Annotated in this window: 12 protein-coding genes; 5 read left to right on the top strand and 7 right to left on the bottom strand. The window is 53.2% G+C overall.

All coding sequences use genetic code 11. The features are described from left to right. Positions 1-8: 8 nt before the first annotated feature. The 4 genes from B5F07_RS00905 to B5F07_RS00890 form a co-directional block, all read right to left on the bottom strand. Positions 9-3,302, bottom strand: coding sequence for a DUF5717 family protein (locus B5F07_RS00905; protein ID WP_087159393.1), 3,294 nt, complete (start codon positions 3,300-3,302; stop codon positions 9-11). Positions 3,303-3,440: 138 nt separating this feature from the next. Beyond that, the gene (locus B5F07_RS00900) at positions 3,441-5,588 is read right to left on the bottom strand and encodes a transglutaminase-like domain-containing protein (RefSeq protein WP_087159392.1); all 2,148 of its coding nucleotides are present in this window, start codon (positions 5,586-5,588) and stop codon (positions 3,441-3,443) included. An 11-nt stretch (positions 5,589-5,599) separates the two neighbouring features. Then, positions 5,600-6,655, bottom strand: coding sequence for a DUF58 domain-containing protein (locus tag B5F07_RS00895; RefSeq protein ID WP_087159391.1), 1,056 nt, complete (start codon positions 6,653-6,655; stop codon positions 5,600-5,602). 1 nt (position 6,656) lies between these two features. Beyond that, complete coding sequence (locus B5F07_RS00890; protein ID WP_087159390.1) at positions 6,657-7,607, bottom strand: AAA family ATPase; 951 nt, start codon at positions 7,605-7,607, stop codon at positions 6,657-6,659. Between the two features lie 357 nt (positions 7,608-7,964). Between B5F07_RS00890 and B5F07_RS00885 the strand changes: the two genes are divergently transcribed. From B5F07_RS00885 to B5F07_RS00875, 3 genes are read left to right on the top strand one after another with little or no spacing between them, the layout of a single operon-like run. Beyond that, entirely contained in the window at positions 7,965-8,291 is a 327-nt protein-coding gene (locus B5F07_RS00885) for a PadR family transcriptional regulator (protein ID WP_191404789.1), read from the top strand. Then, positions 8,278-8,874 carry a DUF1700 domain-containing protein gene (locus B5F07_RS00880; protein ID WP_087159388.1) on the top strand — a complete coding sequence of 199 codons (597 nt, stop codon included), beginning with the start codon at positions 8,278-8,280 and terminating at the stop codon, positions 8,872-8,874. Before B5F07_RS00885 ends, B5F07_RS00880 begins: the two co-directional genes overlap by 14 nt. Further along, the gene (locus B5F07_RS00875) at positions 8,858-9,814 is read left to right on the top strand and encodes a DUF4097 family beta strand repeat-containing protein (RefSeq protein ID WP_087159387.1); all 957 of its coding nucleotides are present in this window, start codon (positions 8,858-8,860) and stop codon (positions 9,812-9,814) included. The genes B5F07_RS00880 and B5F07_RS00875 overlap by 17 nt, the downstream gene beginning before the upstream one ends. 6 nt (positions 9,815-9,820) lie before the next feature. Here the strand turns inward: B5F07_RS00875 and B5F07_RS00870 are convergent, their stop codons facing one another. After that, positions 9,821-10,171, bottom strand: a complete 351-nt coding sequence (locus tag B5F07_RS00870) for an arsenate reductase family protein (RefSeq protein ID WP_087159386.1) — start codon at positions 10,169-10,171, stop codon at positions 9,821-9,823. A gap of 245 nt (positions 10,172-10,416) precedes the next feature. Here B5F07_RS00870 and B5F07_RS00865 point away from each other — a divergent pair, with 245 nt between their 5' ends. After that, positions 10,417-11,619 carry an FprA family A-type flavoprotein gene (locus tag B5F07_RS00865; protein ID WP_087159385.1) on the top strand — a complete coding sequence of 401 codons (1,203 nt, stop codon included), beginning with the start codon at positions 10,417-10,419 and terminating at the stop codon, positions 11,617-11,619. A 93-nt stretch (positions 11,620-11,712) separates the two neighbouring features. Then, positions 11,713-12,198: a cytidylate kinase-like family protein gene (locus B5F07_RS00860; protein ID WP_087159384.1), complete on the top strand. Its 486-nt coding sequence runs from the start codon at positions 11,713-11,715 to the stop codon at positions 12,196-12,198. A 67-nt stretch (positions 12,199-12,265) separates the two neighbouring features. On the opposite strand, the gene B5F07_RS00855 is transcribed toward B5F07_RS00860, so the two are convergent. Beyond that, positions 12,266-13,369: a peptidyl-prolyl cis-trans isomerase gene (locus B5F07_RS00855; protein WP_087159383.1), complete on the bottom strand. Its 1,104-nt coding sequence runs from the start codon at positions 13,367-13,369 to the stop codon at positions 12,266-12,268. Between the two features lie 141 nt (positions 13,370-13,510). Beyond that, positions 13,511-16,870: a transcription-repair coupling factor gene (gene mfd, locus B5F07_RS00850; protein ID WP_087159382.1), complete on the bottom strand. Its 3,360-nt coding sequence runs from the start codon at positions 16,868-16,870 to the stop codon at positions 13,511-13,513. Between the last annotated feature and the right edge of the window lie 47 nt (positions 16,871-16,917).

Genomic DNA, 16,917 nt, shown 5'->3' with positions numbered 1-16,917 from the left:
TGCACAAATTAATACTGCACGAACATGTGGGCTGCCGCAGCGTCCTCAAAGGCATAGTCCCGCATCTTCTTTTCGCGTTCTTTCTCATTCTTTTCCAGAATAATGTCATTGATCCGTCCATACCGTCCCTGTTCGCCCGGCATAACCTCACGGACGCAGGTCTCCTTGTCGCTGCGGTAGGAATTCCCGTCAATGGTCTCTTTAAAATAGTATTTCAGCTTCTCGTTGGCGAAAAGCACAAATTTCTTGACATAGAGGTTCTCATACATCGGTGTGAGCACCTCGGTGGAGTAGTCCGCCTGTTCCCTGCCGCCTTTCTGGAGCTGATAGTAAAGCATAACCCTGCTTCCCTTCTGCCCCTTATACTCGATCAGGGTCTTGTCCCAGAGCTGCAGCTCGATCAGCCAGTCCTTCTCATAGGCGAGGAAGAACGGAAAATAGATCTGCTTGCCGCACAGCTCCTGAAGGAATTTCTTCAGCGTTTTCCGGGTCTGGGAGCTGTACTCCCTGGTGGAATAATATTTCAGCACCGCAAGCTTGCAGATGTCGATCGTATTCTCTCCCTTCTCGTACTCCCGGCAGATAATGTCGATCACACTGCGCCCGATCCTGCGTTCCTCCACCACATACTCCCTGGAAACGTAGGCAAGATACGCTTCCTGGAGCCGGAAATAGGCGCCTTCTGCATAGTATTCTTCAAAGACCTGGGCCTCCTGGAAGAGTTCCTCGGAGAAGAGCATCTGGGTGAGGATCCGCTCGGTCAGCTTATGGGTATGGACCTCATAATCCCGGGCCTCTCTCCAGAGTTCCTTCATCTCAAGTGTTGCTCCGCAGTAGTAGTTTGCCAGGTAAGTCAGAATCACCTTGTCGTACTGCTTCTTCTTAAACAGATCAAAGCAGATATATGTCAGGAAATCGTCATTCTCATAATTGTTCTCCCGGATCGTCCTGCTGCAGAGGCCGAAGATCTCCTCCTCCGGGAAGTTCTCAAGTCCCTTTCTGCGGACAACTTCCAGGGTAAGCTCTTCCTCTTCCTCCTGGGCGCGGTTTCTGCGGACCGTGTTGATATATTTCCTGCACATGTCCATATACCGCAGTTCATAGAATAGTCGCTTGCTCTCATAGGGGATGGAGTCCGTATAATGTCTGCCGTCCCTGGCCTCCCACACAAGGCGGTCCGTCTTGGAGTACAGGAATACCCGCGCGCCGTTCTCCGTGTACGGCGCTTTCTGGGTCACTGTTCCCTCCTCGGAGATCACGTGTACATACTTCATATTGGGCACTTTTGTAGTGATCCAGTACGCATGACAGATATCATACAGCGCTTTCACTCTCTCGCTGTTCATAGACGACTCGGAGAGGAATCTCTTGTAGATGATCCGAAGCTGCTCGTCCACGTTGCGGCGGTCAAGCTGGTTCCAGGCAAACGCCTCCATCTCATCCCGGTAGTGGGCATAGATCTCGCTTGTCTCATCCTCATATGTGATAAGGTTTGCATACAGAAATGCACATTTGTGGTAATCCAGTGTATTTCCGTGCATGAAATAGAGATAAACCGATCTGGGGAGCGGCTTGTGGAACCGGTCCGGCTGTACGGATGCCATATAGTATTCATAAAGCTGGGCGATCTTCAGTTCGGACTCCACCGCCTTTTCATACCACTTAAAATAGCAGGTGTCCATGCAGTTCCCCTTGATCAGAAGCGTACAGATCGCTGTGAGAATCATGGACTCGTTATACATCTCATAGGAGCGCACAAGCACATCGTAAAGATGAGGATCAAACTGTTTCATCTGGCTGGCAAGATTCGCTGTATAGAGAGCCAGCTCCCTTGTCATCAGCTTGTATTTCACGGCAAAAAGCAGAACCCGCACCTCGAACATTCCCAGTTTTTTCAGGGAAGAACTCTTCTCCCTAAAGCAGCGGAATGCCTGCAGATAGAACCAGATACTTCTGGAGCGGTCCTCATAGAACTGTTTCTCCAGAGCGCGCAGCCTCTCGCTGTAGATCTTGTACTCCGAATCCACTTCCACCAGCATACAGAGGATTCTCCAGCTGTCCGGATGCTTCATAAAGGAGCGGGAAAGTTCCTCGGCAACCCTGCGCTGCCCGATCGTATCGTTGCTCAGGAGTGTGGTCAGATAGAGATAGTAGGAACTCAGCTCCACGTCTTTGCCGATAGCAAAACGGTTGTAATTATAGGACTCGAGGATCCACTTTGCCTCCTCCATCCGTCCGCCGATCAGGCAGATGTGGGCGTGGACAAGCAGATAATACTCATTGTTCTCATCCGCCTCCCGCAGATGGGTAATCCGCCGCAGCGCCTCCTCGGTCCAGGACTGCAGATCCATCTTTCCGCCTTCATATTTCAGATAATTTCTGATAATTCCGGCAAATTCCCGGTCGTTGGCACTGTGGTCTTCATCCCGGTTCACATCCTTCTCCACGACCACCTCATAGGTCAGTGTCTCATATGGAGTCTCCAGAATGATCTGCCCGAAATTACTGCCCCTGTGCAGCTTTTCTACAGTGATAAAATATTCCAGGCGGTAGGAATTGCCGATAAATTCCTCGGTGGTAATCCGCGTGTGCTCCACAGTGAGAAAATCGCCCTCCGTGCGCACGTCGATCTCCAGATACCCCCAGGTGTTCTTCTTGATCGTAAAAGTCTCTTTGCGGGCCTCCGTAAGCGACATGAAAGCCCGGCTCTCCTCCTCCAACGTGAGGAATATCTTTTCCTTCTGCTTGCATCCCACAAGGAATTCCTCAAGGGCATGCTGGTCCAGTTCCCACTTGCGCATGTTGTCGTAGAGCGCCTGGATCCGTTTATCTTCATATTTTAATATCTCGTAGAAATCTCTGGAGCGGAAAAGCTTGACTCCCTCTGCCCCGTCCCGGAAAGAAAGCTTCTTGAAATCTTCCAGGCTCTGAACTTTTCCGTAGCTGGTCATGACATAAGGCTTCTCGATAACAGCCGTAAAGGCGATGTCAAATTCCCCGCCGTTGCAGACAATGGTAAACTTTCCGTGCTCCACATGTCCGGGAACCAGCCCGGTGCCGTCATATGTATAGTAGATATTCACCGGGTTGCCGTCAAACCCCTGCTCATCACAGTGTACACGGTAAGACGAGGGATAGACCAGACCGCGGATCGTGCCCTCCCCCTGATTCTGAAGCGAAAAGCTTCCTCTGTATTCTTCTCCCTCCCCGACCCGCATGGTGATATGCGTTTCCGGAAAAATGATCTCCGGCTGGGGGATATGAAAATCTCCTTTTGCAAAACGCTTGATCTTATTCTTCAAAGTCCGTCACCTACTCAAAATACTTGTCCCTGCCAGAAAAGGCAAAAAGACGCTACTATGAATTATAGCATTATTGCTTTCCTTGTTCAATGGGGAATCAAAGAATTTAATTTTCGAGTTGTATACACGTATACATTTCTATTCTATATAGATATATTTATACAGGAAGCGCTTCCAGGGAGTGAGGCCGGCGTATATATCCCGGATGAAGCGGGTGTACAGGCGGTACATCTCCGTGCGGTCCGAAAAGGGGTCTTCCAGATGATAGAACAGATCTCTCACCGCACAGCTGCAGAGCCATTCCCATTCCTCCGCACTAAGGATAGGGAAAGAACCGGCAAGGAGGGCAGGCGCTTCTTCCCCGTATGGATCTGCCGGAGCCATGCCCTGCCGGACGGCTGTCCGGCAGATGTCCCGATACATGGCCGCAATGCCTTTTTCCGCATTTTTTCCACGGAAGATCCGGTCTTTTCTCTTTCTGCGAAACGCAGCCTGAAGCGCCACTGCTGCGGCAAGTACAAGAACTGCTGCCACGGCAGTTCCCACAGCCGGCAGGATCTCTTCCACCCGGCTGCAAAGAGCGGCTGCAACTGCCCCGTTCCCCTGTCGGTCTGTTCCCGCCGGGGCGTCGGAAGATGCCGGGGTGTGCTCCCGCACGGTCCACTCCGAAGTATTTTCATCAAAGGTCTGACACCAGGCGTGCCCCATGGTCCCGTCCACCCGCGCCGTATACCCGGTGCCGTCCTCCGCAGGCGCAAAGGCCGAGGGCGGCACCGCATACCCTTCCACGTATGCTGCGGTATATCCGCTCATCCGGTAGAGCAGGGTGGCCGCGGAGGCAAAGTGTACACAGAATCCCCGGTGGTTTTCAAAGAGGAAATATTCCACAAAATCCTGACCGTCCGGCACAGCACCGGGACGGGTGTCATATACTGCCAGTTCTGAAAATGCCCGGTCTATCCGGGAGGACACTTCATCTGCAGACAGCCCCCTCCATCCTTCACAGAGAGCGGAAAGCTGATCCAGCCCTTCCGGCTCAGTACGGCACCTGTCCAGATACGCGCCCCACGCAGAGGAAGAGGGTCTTAAGCTGAGATCTTCCTCTGTAATCTCCTCCCAGGAGTCCCCACGGTACTCCAGACCGTAACGTACAGGGTAATACACCGTTTCCGCAGGTCTTTCTTCCATAGTAATTTCGATGGGGAGAACCGCGTCAGAAGGCACATATTCCTTCAGGTCCCTGAGATGCTCCATACTGCTCCCGGAAGTACTGCTCTGCCCGGTAAAATCCGTAGAGGGCAGATCTTCCCCCTCATCCGCGGTCTCCGGTTCCTGCTGCAAAGCATCCGCCGGATCCGGCTGTTCCTCTTCCGGGGTCGGCTCCTCCTCTTCCGGCTCCGGTTCGGTCTGCTGCTCCTGCCGCTGTTCTTCCGGACCGTACAGCATCTCTTCCACTGCCCCCACCAGTTCCGTTGTAAGGAATGTTCTTGCTGTCTGGTAATATCCGCCCGGCACTTCCCGATTCCGGTCGAGCAGAGCTCCCATCCGGGATGACAGAAGGGCAGCCGCTCCGAGGAGCACAAGAGCGCCCGCTGCCATCATCCACGCTGTCCCTGCCGCTGATGCCTTTGCCCCAGGTTTTCCCGTCACGGCTGTCTTCGCAACAGCCGTTCCTGCTGTCCTGTCATCCGTCCTGCAGGCAAAGTATCCCCCTTCTGCAAGAAGGAGCAGCCAGGACGCGGCCGGCTCCGGGAAAAAACCTGCACATGCAGCCGCAAGAAAGGGCACTGTCATCAGAATCCCCGAAAGGATCTTTCCTCTTCCGCTTTTCTGCGCCAGAATCCACAGTTCCAGGACAGGGGCAAAGGCCAAAGCCGCAGCTATCCCCATTCTCACGGAATCCCCCTCCCGGTAGAAGCTTCCCGTCACTCCTGCAGTGCCGGAAGACACGGCGAAAGAGACTTCCGAGGCAATCTGTACAGCCAGGTCGGAAAAAAGCGCTCTTCCCGGGAAAGCTGCCGCCCACAGAAGGACTAGCATCGCCGGAATTCTCCATTTCCATTTCAGAAGATTCAGCGCAATAAGGACCAGGATGACCCCTGTCAGAGCTGTGAAAAGTGAAACTTTCCCGATTCCCGCAGGGAATACTGACAGAAAGGCATTCCACCAGGCAAAAGCTGCCAGAAGCACGCACAGAAACCGGAGCAGTCCCAGGAGCACGCTCCCGCTCTTCCTCTTTTTTCTGCCGCTGTCTTTCTCGATTTTAATGCCGGATTTTCTGCTCATCTTTGTCCCCCTTACAGCCTTAACAGTTCCGGAATTTCCCCGTCTTTTCTGAGAACTCCTTTTCCGTCAATGGTTACCACGCTGCTGAAATTGTGTCCTTTAAACGCCTCCTCAAAACAGATCTGCTTCTTTTCCGCGTCCCTGTAGGGCTTTGCCTCCATCAGGCGCCAGATCATCTCATAGGCGCTCTCCTCATCCCGGACTCTCCTGCTGACCACCCGCATCTCCTTTTCCTCATACCATGCCGCCAGGTGGATACACTTCTCCTCCGCCAGAGTAACCGACAGAGATGCAGCCGTCTCAAGGGCTCTGGAAAAGCCTTCCGGAGAGCTGTCCTTTTCCGCCAGATCAATCCACACCAGCACCACGCATCCCAGCGGGAACCCCCGCTCTTTCACCATCAGTTCATCTTCCTTGGCGCTTAATTTCCAGTGCACGTCACGCATGGAGTCATGCAGCCGGTATTCCCTCACCTGGTAGATCTCGGCGGGATCGTCTCCCTTTTTCTCCCCGGAATACTCATCCGCATCCGCCTGGAAATCCCGGGTCTTTTTCGTGATCTCCAGAGGCATGATCTCAAAGGACGGCATAATCTTCACCGTTGCCTTTTCTTTCAGCTTTTTCCGGATACAGAAGATACCGAGAAAATCATAAATACAGACACTCTTCACCGTTATTTCCATATTTCCGCAGTACTTTGAGGAAAAGCCGCACCATACAGTCTCCTCGCATCCCGCGCCGACGCTCCCCCGGAACCGGCATGTTTCCTTTCTCCCGGTCCGTGTATTTCTGACCACCACAGAAATGCAGTAGCGTGCCCCGGAAAACCTGCCCCGGTTTTTCACCGTGATTCCCGCCCGGATCTGTTTTCCCTGTTCTCCCATGGCAGGGACTCTCGAGGCATGAACCTCCATCTTCCTTTGTATCGCCAGAAGATAGCCCAGGGAGAGCGGCAGATAGAGGACGATGAAAATGAGAATGCCCGAGAGCACGGTATCATTGTACATAAAGAAAAGATATCCCGTCAAAAGGAGTACAAGAACGTACCCCGCAATCCGCCCCGCCATGTCACTGCCGCCTTGTCCTGTCCGACGGGACCGGCACGTCTTCCAGTATCCGGCGGACCAGCTCGGAGACCTGGATATGCCCCACTTTTGCTTTCATGGTCAGAAACAGCCTGTGGGTTGCCACACAGGGAAATACCTCGGCTACATCTGCAGGGATTACAAACTGCCGTCCTTTCAGGTAAGCGCACGCCTTCGCCATGGCAGTCAGCGCCACCGTTCCCCTGGGACTTAACCCCAGCTCCGTCCACTCATTCTCCCGGGTGGCTTTCGCCAGTTCGGCAATATACCGGAAAATCCTCTCATGCACGAAGATTCCCCTCACCTCTCTCTGCATCTCCAGAAGCATTTGGGCATTGATCACCGGATAGACCTCCTCATCGGTCCTTCCGTTCTGATTCCTCTTCAGGATCTCCATCTCTTCCTCCACCGTGGGATATCCCATGCTGACACAGATCATAAACCGGTCCAGCTGGGACTCCGGGAGGAGCTGGGTTCCCGCCGATCCCGCCGGGTTCTCCGTAGCGATCACGATGAACGGCCTGCCTGTCCGCCTTGTGACGCCGTCCACCGTAACCTGCTGTTCCTCCATTACCTCGAGCAGGGCAGACTGGGTCTTTGGAGACGTCCGGTTGATCTCATCCGCCAGAAGCAGGTTGCACATAACCGCTCCCGGCTGATAGGCAAACTCCCCGGTCTCCTTCTGGTACACGGTAAATCCGGTGAGATCCGCCGGAAGCACATCCGGGGTAAACTGCACCCGCTTCTCCTCCAGCTGCATGGCTTTGGAAAAGGCCAGAGCCATCGTCGTCTTTCCCGTTCCCGGTATATCTTCAATCAGCACATGGCCTCCTGCCAGCACTGCCATCATAATCTTTGTGAGCACGTCAGTCTTTCCGACAACCGCCTTCTCCACCTCGTCAATTACCTTCTGCGCACTGTATCTTTCTTCCATATAAATATCACCCTCCTGAATCAACCATCCTGCCTTTCCGTCACGTCACCTGTTCCATTGCCGTTCTCATGGTTCCGTTGCCATTCCCGCAGTTCCGTTGCCATTCCCGCGGTTCCATCTCCCGTCCAGGATCCGGACACTCACATTTTATCATGTTTTCCAGGGTTGCGGGGAAGAAATTAAACAGATACCCGAATCAGTATCCGGCTGCCACGGCAGGACAGGTAATAAAACCGGCACCGATACATAATTTCCCCACATATATGTTGACAATACATATTATATAAAATATAATATGTTTAAGAAACACATATACAGCAATTTTATCTATCTGATGCTGCAGAAAGGATGAAGACCATGACATTCACACTCAACGGCCCCATGCTGGACTTTCTCGTGCTTTCTGTTATCGCTGAGGGAGACGCCTACGGCTACCAGATCAGCCAGATCATCAGGCGGGCGGCGTCCGCCAGGGACTCCACTCTCTACCCGGTGCTCAGGCGCCTCCAGGAACAGGGCCTGGTCGTCACTTACGACGAACAGTACCAGGGCAGGAACCGCAGATATTACCGGATCACCGAAACAGGGTGCGCAAGACAGCAGGAGCTTCTCAGGGAATGGGAAGAATACAAATTTATCATCGATGACATTGTAAAAGGAGGGGACAGCATTGAACAGAACTGAATACATGAGCGAACTTTCCCGGGAACTGCGAAGGCTCCCGAAAGAAGACTACAAAAAAGCCATGGAGTATTTCGAAGAATATTTTGAAGATGCAGGTGCGGAAAACGAACAGCAGGCCATTCAGGATCTGGGCCCGCCCCAGGAGGCAGCCCGCGGTCTTGTCATGGATCTGGCCGAACAGACCGTATCCGAACCTCCGAAAACCGTAAAGCGGGGACTGTCCGCCGTCTGGATCGGCATCCTCGGCGTGTGTGCCTCCCCCATCGTCCTTCCCCTGGCGCTGGTTCTCGTGATCGTCACAGCAGTCCTGGGAATTACCGCACTTGCCGTCGTGCTCTCTCTTGTCATCGCAGCGGCTTCCATCGTGGCAGGAGCAGTCCTCTCGGTTGTCGGAGGCGGGGTTCTCCTCTTTACATCTTTTGCCGACGGACTGTGCAATATCGGATTCGGGCTCTTCTTCCTGGGCGCAGGCATTCTTCTGACCTGGGGAGCAGTCGCCCTGTTCCGCTGGATTATCCGGAAGCTTTCCGTACTCTTAGGCAGAATCACGAAAGGAGGCCGCCAAAATGAAGCTCAGAAGTAAATTGATCCTTACCGTATCTCTCTCCTGTATGGGAGCCGGGCTGCTCCTCGCCGGAGCGGGCGCGCTCTGCGGAGGCGTCCCGGGCATCCTCATCTCATCCGAAGGATTTCAGCCTGCCTCCCGCTCGGAAGAACCGTATATTCTTGAGAAAACACAGATCGATCCCTTCTCTGCGGCAGAGATGGATCTGTCCTGCTCTGCCGACATCCAGATTCTTTCCTCGGATGACGGAAACTGTTATCTGGAATATCTCCTGGACGGGTCCGGGCAGGAACCTTCCTGGGAGGTGTCCGGCGGCAGACTGGTCCTGACGCAGCAGTCCCGCTCCCGCGGCGGTGTGTTCCTCTTCGGCACCGATATCTTCTCCAGAGATGCGAATCCCCGCGTCCGCCTCTATCTGCCGGAAGGAAGCGTTCTTTCCGACCTGGAGATCACAAGCAGTTACGGTGATTTTTCCTGCAGCGCCCTCTCGGCGAAAGCTGCAGACATCCATATGGATTACGGGGATCTCACCTTAAGCGGATCCACCTTCGGAACCCTTTCCCTGGATCTCGGATCCGGTGATACAGATATCCGGGAAACCACCGCAGATACCCTGGTTCTTTCCAGTGAATACGGAAACTGCACGCTCAGGAAGATGACCGTGAAAGACGCGGACATCGAGCTGGAGTATGGGAATTTTGACCTGGAGGCTTCCGGGCTTCAGACATTAAACGGGACCAGCGAATACGGGGACATCTCCCTGATTCTCTCCGACGGCGCGGCAGACTATTCCTACCGTCTTTCCACCGAGTACGGGGATATCTCCCTCCCCGTGAGCGTTCCGGGACGCATTCTCCGGGACGAAGACGGAGAACCCTTCTTCGAGAGAGAAGAGTCCTCCGGAAAATCGATTACATTTACAACAGAATACGGGAATATCAGTATCGGGGACCAGTAACTCCCGTCAAAGGAGCCTCTCCTCCCACTCTTTTTCCCTGAATCCCACCAGGACCGTATCTCCGTCGATGAGCAGCGGGCGCTTCACAAGCATCCCGTCCGTGCCGAGCAGCTGCAGCTGCTCCTCCTCGCTCATCTGCGGAAGACGGTCCTTTAATTTCATCTCTTTGTAGAGATTCCCGCTGGTATTGAAAAATTTTTTCAGCGGCAGAGCGCTTTTCTCATGCCAGGCACTGATCTCCTCCGCTGACGGGTTCTCCTGTTTGATATCGCGCAGCTCATAGCTGATTTCCTTTTCATCCAGCCACTTCTGCGCCTTTTTGCACGTACTGCATCTGGGATAACAGATAAACAACATGTGTAATCTCCTCCATTTCCTGTTTTTATTCCGATGTTTTTAAAGACAGACTTTTCAGATTTTTCTTCTGAATCATTTGCTTCCCTACAAGCATACTAGATTATTTTGCTTCTGTACAGAGAAAAAAACAAGGCATTTCCGGGAAAAATCAAGTCTTAACTTGCCAAAATTTACTTTTGTGTATAGAATAGATACGTCGAAATAGTATTCACCATACATAATGGAATCCAAAGGAGGAATATCTGATGTATTGTTTTAGAAAAGTAACCGATGCTCTGTACTGGGTCGGCGCCAACGACCGCCGGTTGGAGCTGTTCGAGAATATCTTTCCGTTAAGGGACGGCGTCTCCTACAACTCCTATCTGCTGATGGATGAGAAGACTGTTCTCTTTGACGCGGCGGACTATGCTGTGGGAAGACAGTTCCTTGAGAATGTACAGGCCGTTCTCGGCGGACGCACACTGGACTACCTCGTTGTAAACCATATGGAGCCGGACCACTGTGCCATGATCGGCGACCTGGTTCTGCGCTACCCGGATATGAAGCTGATCGGAAACGCCAAGACGTTCCCCATGATCAGCCAGTTCTTTGATTTTGACCTGGAGGGAAAGATGGTTACCGTCAAAGAAGGAGACACATTCTCCACCGGAAAGCACACCCTGCATTTCGTCATGGCGCCCATGGTACACTGGCCGGAAGTCATGATGACCTATGACGAGACGGACAAGGTGCTCTTCTCTGCCGACGGTTTCGGCTCCTTCAAGGCGTTAAACGGCGGAATCTTCAACGACGAGGTAGACTTTGACCGCGACTGGCTGGACGAAGCGCGCCGCTATTATACAAACATCGTAGGAAAATACGGAATGCAGGTACAGAATGTGTTGAAGAAAGCCGCTTCCCTTGACATTCAGATCATCTGCCCGCTTCACGGCGTGATCTGGAGAAACAATCTGGACTACATCATCGGGAAATACGATATCTGGAGCAAATACGAGCCGGAGGAAAAAGGCGTCATGATCGCATACGCTTCCATGTACGGCAACACGGAGAATATGGCGGAAGTATTTGCCATGATGCTCTCCGAGGCAGGAGTGAAGAACATCTGCATGCACAACATCTCCAAAACCCATGTGTCCGAACTGATCTCCGACAGCTTCAAGTACAGCCACATCGTTCTTGCAGCTCCTACATACAACAACGGCATCTATCCTCTGATGGATAATTTCCTGGAAGATATGAAGGCCCTGGCTCTTAAGAACCGCACGGTGGCAGTTCTCGGCAACGGCTCCTGGGCTCCCCAGTCCACGAAGCTGATCACATCCAAACTCGGGGAGATGAAGGGAATGACAGTCCTGGACGGCGCTGTTACGGTCAAGTCTTCCCTGAAGGACGCACAGATGGAAGAATTGAAATCTCTCAGCAGACAAATCGCCCAGGAAGTGTTATAATAAAGATACTCTGCACCGAACGGATTGTCCGGCTTTCTTTTCTGCCGGACACCGGAAGTTCAGTGATTTTACATCTACGAAGGAGGAGTTCTTATGAAATTAGTTATCACGATGAGCCGCCGTTTCGGAACGGGCGCCAGCATTATCGCAAAAGAGCTTTCCGAACGGCTTGACATCCCTGTATATGACAAAGCGTATATCGAGGAGCAGCTCTCGGACCACATGTATGAGAGCGAGGCGGAAGCCATCCGCAAACTGGCGGAGAAGCCCTGTATCATCCTTGGCCGGTGCGCATCCGACATCCTCAAAGACCGGATGAACGTACTGAATATCTTCGTGTGCGCGGACAAGGAGGACCGGATCCGCAGGATCATGGAGAAGGACAGCCTGAGCTATGACGAGGCGAAGGAAAAAGTGGAAAAGACTGATGAAGAGAGAGCTTCCTACTATTACGAGCACACCGGGAAGACCTGGGGGGATGTGAACGACTATCACATGATCATTGACACGTCCCAGCTCGGCGTGGAGAACTGTGCGGATATCCTCATGCACTATTTTGAAAAACTGGAATATATTTAAAATATCCGGATTCAGAATATTCTAAAAAAACAGCCCGGCATCTCATCGAAGATGCCAGGCTGTTTTTTTATTCTTCTGCTGTCCCGTCTGTACTGTTGTCCGCAGCACCGTCTGTGCCACTATCCGACGACGTATCCTCCTCTGACGGAGTGGTGATGGTGATTCCCTGGTAGGTGAAGTCCACCTTCTTCCAGACTCTTTCCTTCACCTTGATATCCGCAGCATCCCTCCACTCTTCCAGAAGGGAATTGTACTGATCGCTCCGGCGCTGTTCTACTATGGTTTCCTTCTCCGCGTCAGTCGCCTCCCGGTCAAGAAGGCTTGTCAGTTTTGCCACATAGATTCCGTTGTCGGTCTCAACCGGAGCCGTAACCTCTCCTTCCGCTGTCAGCGCATCCGCCGCCGCAATCAGATCGGCATTCGGAGTTGTACTGTCCGAATCAAAGGTTCCGGTCTGCACCTCAACTCCCATCTCCGATGCAAGTGCTTCCATGTCTTCCCCTGCTGCCGCCCGGTCAGAAAATGACTGTGCTGTGGAGAGCAGCGCTTCTTTTTCCTCGTCAGTCAGCTGCACGCTGGCTCCGGAATCATCGGTTGTCGTGTAGGAGAAGAACACATACTGCATGCTCTTCTGCGCCGCCTCCTCATCGGAAACTTCCTCATCAACTCCCTCTCTCATGGGATCATACATCTTGCTCTGAATCGTCAGAAGCTCAAGAACCTTCTCCACATCCTTGCGGTAGCCGGATACAGTCTCTTTCACCTCTTCGGAATTATCCGCGTCAAACTGTTCTGCAGCGGCTGCAATGGCCTCCTCATCCTCATCGGTCAGGGAGACGCCGTACTCTCCCGCATGCTGGGAAATCAGATACATATTTTCCAGGTTCTCCATAATACCGTCCTTTGTGGACTCCTCATAGGTCGAACCGTCCCCGGCATCCTGCGCCCACATCTCTTCCGCCGTAGTTCCCATCATGCCGGCAAGATAAGTCTCATACTGCCCCTGGGTGAATCTCGCATAGAAATTCGCTACTCCGAGAGTCATCTCCTCCCCACCTACAGTCGCCACGACTTCATCTGAATTAATCGAACCGCTGCAGCCGGTAAACGCCATGGACGCCATGACGGAAAACGCTGCGACGGCCGCTGCTTTTTTTCCAAATCGTATCATAACAGCCTCCTAAGTAACTTTTCCCGGACCGGGATGCAGCCCGTCTGTTCCGGCTTTCTGCCTTCTTCCGATCCGCATTCCCGACTATTATACTCCGTTTTTCCCCTTCTAACAAGTAGAAAACACAAAATCTTCATCCTGTCATCCTTCCAGACGCAGTCCCCGGATATCCTCCAGAATCTTCCGCAGCAGCCGGAGGATGTCCTCCCCGGTCTCTTTCACCGCCCGGTTTCGTTTCTGATAGAGGAAATACGGAGGCTCCTCCGCCTTAAATACAAGTTTCCCCGCATATGCCTGCACAAGAGGCTGAATCCTGGAAGGATCGATCTTCGCCCGCTCGTACATGGTAAAACGGAAGTCCTCCCCTTTCTGCTCAACCGCCGTCACATAGGCGCTGTGAGCCAGATTCTTCAGCGCCGCAATATGAAGCAGCTGCTGCACTTTCCTGGGGATGTCCCCGAAGCGGTCGATGAGCTCTTCCGTCATGTCATCGATCTCCTCCTCGCTCTCAATTGCAGCGATCCGTTTATAGACATCCAGCTTCTGGTATTCGTTTCTGATGTAGGACTCCGGAATGTATGCATCCACATTGATGTCCAGGGTGGTGGAGTAGATCTCCTCCTCTTCCCCGCCTTTTAAGCGGCGCACCGCCTCGTTTAACATCTTGCAGTACAGATCGTATCCCACCGCCTCCATATGGCCGCTCTGGGCCTCCCCGAGAAGATTGCCCGCGCCCCGGATCTCAAGATCCCGCATGGCGATCTTGATGCCCGAACCCAGATCGGTAAATTCCCGGATAGCGGCGAGACGCTTCTCCGCCACTTCCTTTAAGAGCTTATCCCTGCGGTACAGAAGGAAGGCGTACGCCATCCGGTTGGAACGCCCTACTCTTCCCCGGAGCTGATAGAGCTGGGAGAGTCCGAAGCGGTCCGCGTCCTGGATGATCATGGTATTGGCATTGGAAATATCCAGACCGGTCTCGATAATCGTCGTGGAGACCAGGACATCAATATCCCCGTTGATGAAGTCATACATGATATCCTCAAGCTGCCGCTCATTCATCTGCCCGTGGGCAAAGGAGACATTCGCCTCCGGCACCAGCTTCTGTATCCGCTCCGCCACATCTGCGATGTCTCCGACCCGGTTGTACACATAGTACACCTGGCCGTCACGGGACAGCTCCCTCTCGATGGCCTCCCGCACCATCTCGTCATTGTATTCCATCACATACGTCTGGATGGGCATCCGGTCCATGGGCGCCTCCTCGAGAACGCTCATATCCCGGATTCCGATCAGGCTCATATGAAGCGTCCTGGGAATCGGGGTGGCGGTAAGGGTGAGGACGTCGATATTCTCCCTGAGCTTTTTGATCTTCTCTTTATGGGTCACGCCGAACCGCTGTTCCTCATCAATGATCAGAAGCCCGAGGTCCTTATACCCCACGTCCTTTGACAGAACCCGGTGGGTTCCGATGACAATATCGACCAGCCCCTTCTTCAGATCCTCCACGGTCTTTTTCTGTTCCGCAGCGGTCCGGAACCGGCAGAGCAGATCGATTCTCACCGGAAAGTCCTTGAGACGCTGTACAAACGTATTGTAGTGCTGCTGGGCAAGGATGGTGGTGGGCACCAGATAGACCACCTGCTTTCCCTCCTGCACGGCCTTGAATGCCGCGCGGATGGCAATCTCCGTCTTCCCGTATCCCACATCGCCGCAGATCAGACGGTCCATGATCTTCGTGCTCTCCATGTCATGCTTGGTATCCTCGATGGCCTGAATCTGGTCTTCCGTCTCCTCAAAGGGGAACATCTCCTCGAATTCCTTCTGCCACACCGTGTCCGGCCCGTACACATAGCCCTGGGATTTCTGGCGGACGGCATAGAGCTTCACCAGATCTTCCGCCACCGCCTGAACCGCCTTTTTCACCTGGTTTCTTGTCTTCCCCCACTGGGCAGTTCCAAGCTTGTTGATCCTCGGCTTTTTCGCGTCCGCGCCGGCATATTTCTGGATCAGGTTCATCTGTGCGGCGGGGATATAGAGAACACCGTTGTCCGCATAGGAGATCTTCATATAATCTTTGGTCACTTTGTCCACTTCGATCTTCTCGATCCCCTGGTAGATACCGATTCCGTGATTCTCATGAACCACGTAATCTCCGGGCTTTAACTCCGCGAAATCCTGAATCTTCTGGCCTTCGTACTTCTTCCTGTGCTTTTTCTTCTTTTTTCTCCCGAAAATATCCGACTCGGAGATCACCACGAATTTCAGCATCGGATACTCGTACCCTTCCGAAACATGTCCGTATGTGACCATGATCTCCCCCGGGCTCACCCGCCGTTCCATGTCCTCGCTGTAAAAGCTGCTCAGGTCATAATCCCGGAGATCCTCCGCCAGACGCTTTGCCCTTGTTCTGGATCCGGAAAGGAGAACTGTGCGGTAACCGCTGCGCTTCAGTCTCTTCAGATCCCTAGTCAGAAGTTCAAAGCTGTTATTGTATGGGTTCACGCTTTTTGCCTGGATACTGTAAGTCCTGCGGATCCGGAACAGTCCGCATTTTGACTCCAGGGTGGTAAATGCAAACCCGCTGTACCGGTTCATCTTCTCGATGACACCCTTCGTCTCGTAGACGACCGGCACTTTTCCCTCCTCCTCTTCTTCCACTCCCGCCAGGGCGCGGCTCTCACGGCTGTGGAAGAACTCTTCCTCCACCACCTGGGACGACTCCTGAAGCCGCGGGGGTTCATCCAGAAAGAGAAGACTCTTTTCCCGGGGGAAATATTCCAGAAAGGAGACCGTTTTCATCGTGTCATCCCAGTTTTCCGAGGCCGGATAGATACTCACCGAATCCAGGTTCTCCACGGACCGCTGGCTGTCCACATCAAAACTGCGGATGGAATCAATCTCGTCCCCCCACATCTCAATGCGCACCGGAAGCTCTTCCGTGAGGGGGAACACATCCAGAATCCCGCCCCGGACTGCAAACTGCCCGGGTCCCTCGATCTGCGGCTCCCGCTCATACCCTACAGAGACGAGATAGCTCTGGAATTCAGAGAAATCCAGGGCATCCCCGGGAGCGAGCACCGTGCGCGCCCGCTTCAACTCTTCCGGAGAAGGCAGACCGTCCAGGAAGGCATCCATGGTGGTAATCACCGTCACAGAGGATTCCTCCCTCTGCTCTGTCAGTACCCGCAGGACTTCCATCCTCTGCCCGGTGAGCACTTTCCCTTTGATATCCGCATGATAAAACAGCAGATCTCTCGCCGGATAAAGCCACACATCCTCGGTGAGGAAACGGTATTCCTCAAAGGCCTTCTTTGCCTTTTCCTCACTGGAAAAAGCGATGACTCTGTATTCACAGCCATCGCCCAGTGCATACATCAGATGGGTCTTCTGGGAATTGACGCACCCTGCAATCTGAATAAATCCGTTCTCTTTTCCTCTGTCTCTTAAAATCTCCTGATAGTCCGCAAGTTCCGTAAGCGGAGCCAGTAACGCCTGCATGACTCTTTTCTTCCCTTCTTTTGCCCGCCGGGGGCTTTCTTTCTGAT

This window comes from Lachnoclostridium sp. An169, from assembly GCF_002160525.1.
GTDB lineage: Bacteria > Bacillota > Clostridia > Lachnospirales > Lachnospiraceae > Mediterraneibacter > Mediterraneibacter cottocaccae.
Note: the sequence above shows the minus strand (reverse complement) of the source record. Positions and strands in the feature narration are given on the sequence as shown.